General features: G+C 50.5%; 2 tRNA genes and 2 rRNA genes. All 4 read left to right on the top strand.

The window, feature by feature from the left end:
* Positions 1-466: 466 nt before the first annotated feature.
* The 4 genes from AC3WUT_RS30085 to AC3WUT_RS30070 all read left to right on the top strand — a co-directional run bounded on the left by AC3WUT_RS30085 (position 467) and on the right by AC3WUT_RS30070 (position 5583).
* Positions 467-1997: ribosomal RNA gene (locus tag AC3WUT_RS30085) — 16S ribosomal RNA — on the top strand.
* An 86-nt stretch (positions 1998-2083) separates the two neighbouring features.
* Positions 2084-2160, top strand: a tRNA-Ile gene (locus AC3WUT_RS30080).
* Between the two features lie 29 nt (positions 2161-2189).
* Positions 2190-2265 (top strand) — tRNA-Ala (locus AC3WUT_RS30075).
* Between the two features lie 444 nt (positions 2266-2709).
* Positions 2710-5583: ribosomal RNA gene (locus tag AC3WUT_RS30070) — 23S ribosomal RNA — on the top strand.
* Together the 16S and 23S rRNA genes with 2 tRNA genes alongside form the textbook arrangement of a ribosomal RNA operon.
* Positions 5584-5667 lie beyond the last annotated feature (84 nt).

Here is a 5667-nt window from a genome sequence, read left to right as displayed (position 1 = left end):
TAGCGGGCTCGACTGCACAGAACAGTGCTTAGCGAGGTGGCTGGGGTCTGATGGCTCTGGGTGCTTGGTTGAGTGGATGTTGAGAGTGGTTTGAGAAGTTTTCTGGTTTTGAGTTTGCTGCTGTAAAAAGCGATGTATAATTCGAGGCTCTGCTGAAAGCGGTGGTTACCAGATGGTGATGCTGCTGAGGTAGAAAAGAAAAAAAGTTTTGCCAGTTACTTAAAAACTGTGCTAAGATAGAGGGCTTCGCTGATCGCAGCGAGCTGAAGCGAAAAGAAGAGATTCTGAGTAGTTTGATCCTTAAAAATATACAGCCGATAAGCGTGGGTGTTTGAAGGCGATTGCCAAGTTCTTTGGAACTAGTGCTTAGCACTTTAAACACTCATGAGAATAGAAGTGAAGTTCACTTCAATTCCGTTTTTATGAGTAATGCGTGGCAGCGATGTCATGCGAAAAATTCAAGATCGAACTGTAGAGTTTGATCCTGGCTCAGATTGAACGCTGGCGGCATGCCTTACACATGCAAGTCGAACGGCAGCACGGGAGCAATCCTGGTGGCGAGTGGCGAACGGGTGAGTAAAGTATCGGAACGTGCCCAGTCGTGGGGGATAACGTAGCGAAAGTTACGCTAATACCGCATACGATCTACGGATGAAAGCGGGGGATCGCAAGACCTCGCGCGATTGGAGCGGCTGATATCAGATTAGGTAGTTGGTGGGGTAAAGGCTCACCAAGCCGACGATCTGTAGCTGGTCTGAGAGGACGACCAGCCACACTGGGACTGAGACACGGCCCAGACTCCTACGGGAGGCAGCAGTGGGGAATTTTGGACAATGGGCGCAAGCCTGATCCAGCCATGCCGCGTGCAGGATGAAGGCCTTCGGGTTGTAAACTGCTTTTGTACGGAACGAAAAGGTTTGGCCTAATAAGCTGGACCCATGACGGTACCGTAAGAATAAGCACCGGCTAACTACGTGCCAGCAGCCGCGGTAATACGTAGGGTGCGAGCGTTAATCGGAATTACTGGGCGTAAAGCGTGCGCAGGCGGTTATGTAAGACAGATGTGAAATCCCCGGGCTCAACCTGGGAACTGCATTAGTGACTGCATAGCTGGAGTACGGCAGAGGGGGATGGAATTCCGCGTGTAGCAGTGAAATGCGTAGATATGCGGAGGAACACCGATGGCGAAGGCAATCCCCTGGGCCTGTACTGACGCTCATGCACGAAAGCGTGGGGAGCAAACAGGATTAGATACCCTGGTAGTCCACGCCCTAAACGATGTCAACTGGTTGTTGGGTCTTCACTGACTCAGTAACGAAGCTAACGCGTGAAGTTGACCGCCTGGGGAGTACGGCCGCAAGGTTGAAACTCAAAGGAATTGACGGGGACCCGCACAAGCGGTGGATGATGTGGTTTAATTCGATGCAACGCGAAAAACCTTACCCACCTTTGACATGTACGGAAGTTACCAGAGATGGTTTCGTGCTCGAAAGAGAACCGTAACACAGGTGCTGCATGGCTGTCGTCAGCTCGTGTCGTGAGATGTTGGGTTAAGTCCCGCAACGAGCGCAACCCTTGTCATTAGTTGCTACGAAAGGGCACTCTAATGAGACTGCCGGTGACAAACCGGAGGAAGGTGGGGATGACGTCAAGTCCTCATGGCCCTTATAGGTGGGGCTACACACGTCATACAATGGCTGGTACAGAGGGTTGCCAACCCGCGAGGGGGAGCTAATCCCATAAAACCAGTCGTAGTCCGGATCGCAGTCTGCAACTCGACTGCGTGAAGTCGGAATCGCTAGTAATCGCGGATCAGAATGTCGCGGTGAATACGTTCCCGGGTCTTGTACACACCGCCCGTCACACCATGGGAGCGGGTTCTGCCAGAAGTAGTTAGCCTAACCGCAAGGAGGGCGATTACCACGGCAGGGTTCGTGACTGGGGTGAAGTCGTAACAAGGTAGCCGTATCGGAAGGTGCGGCTGGATCACCTCCTTTCTGGAAAATTTGCAATTTAATTTGAACACCCACACTTATCGGTTGTTGGAACAGTCTGCTGAGCTGCGAGAGCGGTGAAGTGGAATGGGTCTGTAGCTCAGCTGGTTAGAGCACCGTCTTGATAAGGCGGGGGTCGTTGGTTCGAGCCCAACTAGACCCACCAAGATTCCAATGTCTGGTTGTGGGGATCCCGGGGGATTAGCTCAGCTGGGAGAGCACCTGCTTTGCAAGCAGGGGGTCGTCGGTTCGATCCCGTCATCCTCCACCAATGAATGAAGATGGTTGATTGAAGAGTGTTTCAATAACAAAGCGACTTGATGGTGAATCAGGTTGTTTTGTTATTGATTGCGATAGTGCGATTGATGAGGTGGTTGTTGAAAGACGATTGCCACGGCTGTTCTTTAAAAATTCATAGAGTCGAATCAGAGTTGTCAGAGGAAACTGCACATTCGTAAAGGTTTAGTGCAGACCGTGCCTCTGGCGACAATTTTTTGATTGCGTCAAAACGAATATTCAATGGTTTGTACGGTGAGAGCTGTATGAAGTTGAAATTCAGTAATGACGAATCTTCTTGAAAGTGGTCAGTGATGACTGTGATCGAGGAGTATTCACATTACGGCATAACGCGTCAGGTGAAAGACCTGACATCAGTCCTTGAAATAGATGGAGATGTTTTTAGAGTTGAAAGATTCTTGAGACGTCAAAGTTATAGGGTCAAGTGACTAAGAGCATGTGGTGGATGCCTTGGCGATGATAGGCGACGAAGGACGTGATAGCCTGCGAAAAGCTTCGGGGAGCTGGCAAATTAGCTTTGATCCGGAGATATCCGAATGGGGAAACCCACCGAAAGGTATCGCATGATGAATACATAGTCATGCGAGGCGAACCGGGTGAACTGAAACATCTCAGTAGCTCGAGGAAAAGACATCAACCGAGATTCCGAAAGTAGTGGCGAGCGAAATCGGAGAAGCCTGCTAGTGATAGCTACGAACTTAACAGAACGACTTGGAAAGGTCGACCACAGTGGGTGATAGTCCCGTATGTGAAAAGATCGTGGTGGTACTGAGCTAGCGAAAAGTAGGGCGGGACACGAGAAATCCTGTCTGAATATGGGGGGACCATCCTCCAAGGCTAAATACTCATCATCGACCGATAGTGAACTAGTACCGTGAGGGAAAGGCGAAAAGAACCCCGGGAGGGGAGTGAAATAGATCCTGAAACCGCATGCTTACAAAAAGTAGGAGCCCGCAAGGGTGACTGCGTACCTTTTGTATAATGGGTCAGCGACTTACATTCAGTGGCAAGGTTAACCGAATAGGGAAGCCGTAGAGAAATCGAGTCCGAATAGGGCGTTCAGTCGCTGGGTGTAGACCCGAAACCAAGTGATCTATCCATGGCCAGGATGAAGGTGCCGTAACAGGTACTGGAGGTCCGAACCGACTAGTGTTGCAAAACTAGCGGATGAGCTGTGGATAGGGGTGAAAGGCTAAACAAACTTGGAAATAGCTGGTTCTCTCCGAAAACTATTTAGGTAGTGCCTCAAGTATTACCGTCGGGGGTAGAGCACTGTTTAGGCTAGGGGGTCATGGCGACTTACCAAACCTATGCAAACTCCGAATACCGACGAGTACAGCTTGGGAGACAGAGCACCGGGTGCTAACGTCCGGACTCAAGAGGGAAACAACCCAGACCGCCAGCTAAGGTCCCTAAAATTGGCTAAGTGGGAAACGAAGTGGGAAGGCTAAAACAGTCAGGATGTTGGCTTAGAAGCAGCCATCATTTAAAGAAAGCGTAATAGCTCACTGATCGAGTCGTCCTGCGCGGAAGATGTAACGGGGCTAAGCCAGTTACCGAAGCTGCGGATTTGCAATTTATTGCAAGTGGTAGGAGAGCGTTCTGTAAGCCTGTGAAGGTGGGTTGTGAAGCCTGCTGGAGGTATCAGAAGTGCGAATGCTGACATGAGTAGCGTTAAAGCGGGTGAAAAGCCCGCTCGCCGTAAGCGCAAGGTTTTCTACGCAACGTTCATCGGCGTAGAGTGAGTCGGCCCCTAAGGCGAGGCAGAGATGCGTAGTTGATGGGAAACAGGTCAATATTCCTGTACCGATGTGTAGTGCGATGTGGGGACGGAGAAGGTTAACTCAGCCAACTGTTGGATATGTTGGTTCAAGCTTGTAGTCGTGCCTGGTAGGCAAATCCGCCGGGCTTAGATGAGGAGTGATAACGAGGCTGCTTGCAGCCGAAGTGAGTGATACCCTGCTTCCAGGAAAAGCCACTAAGCTTCAGCTACACACGACCGTACCGCAAACCGACACTGGTGCGCGAGATGAGTATTCTAAGGCGCTTGAGAGAACTCAGGAGAAGGAACTCGGCAAATTGATACCGTAACTTCGGGAGAAGGTATGCCCCAAGTAGGTGAACTCGTACAGAGGGAGCTCAAAGGGGTTGCAAAAAATCGGTGGCTGCGACTGTTTAATAAAAACACAGCACTCTGCAAACACGAAAGTGGACGTATAGGGTGTGACGCCTGCCCGGTGCTGGAAGATTAAATGATGGGGTGCAAGCTCTTGATTGAAGTCCCAGTAAACGGCGGCCGTAACTATAACGGTCCTAAGGTAGCGAAATTCCTTGTCGGGTAAGTTCCGACCTGCACGAATGGCGTAACGATGGCCACACTGTCTCCTCCTGAGACTCAGCGAAGTTGAAATGTTTGTGATGATGCAATCTCCCCGCGGAAAGACGGAAAGACCCCATGAACCTTTACTGTAGCTTTGTATTGGACTTTGAACAGATCTGTGTAGGATAGGTGGGAGGCTTTGAAGTGAGGACGCTAGTTCTCATGGAGCCAACGTTGAAATACCACCCTGGTGTGTTTGAGGTTCTAACCTAGGTCCCTTATCGGGATCGGGGACAGTGCATGGTAGGCAGTTTGACTGGGGCGGTCTCCTCCCAAAGTGTAACGGAGGAGTTCGAAGGTACGCTAGGTACGGTCGGACATCGTGCTAATAGTGCAATGGCATAAGCGTGCTTAACTGCGAGACTGACAAGTCGAGCAGATGCGAAAGCAGGACATAGTGATCCGGTGGTTCTGTATGGAAGGGCCATCGCTCAACGGATAAAAGGTACTCTGGGGATAACAGGCTGATACCGCCCAAGAGTTCATATCGACGGCGGTGTTTGGCACCTCGATGTCGGCTCATCTCATCCTGGGGCTGTAGCCGGTCCCAAGGGTATGGCTGTTCGCCATTTAAAGAGGTACGTGAGCTGGGTTTAAAACGTCGTGAGACAGTTTGGTCCCTATCTTCCGTGGGCGCTGCAGATTTGAGGAAGCCTGCTCCTAGTACGAGAGGACCGGAGTGGACACACCTCTGGTGTATCGGTTGTCACGCCAGTGGCATTGCCGAGTAGCTATGTGTGGAAGAGATAACCGCTGAAAGCATCTAAGCGGGAAACTCGTTTCAAGATGAGATCTGCCGGGGGCTTGACCCCCCTAAAGAGTCGTTCAAGACCAGGACGTTGATAGGTCAGGTGTGGAAGCGCAGTAATGCGTTAAGCTAACTGATACTAATTGCTCGTGCGGCTTGACCCTATAACTTTGAATCCAATTCAAAGTCTGGTTATGCCAAGACGCAATACAAAAAATAAAATCTGATTCCAAACTCTATGAATTCGC

The organism is Curvibacter sp. EU05-FHT14A10 (genome assembly GCF_058791075.1).
Note: the sequence above shows the minus strand (reverse complement) of the source record. Positions and strands in the feature narration are given on the sequence as shown.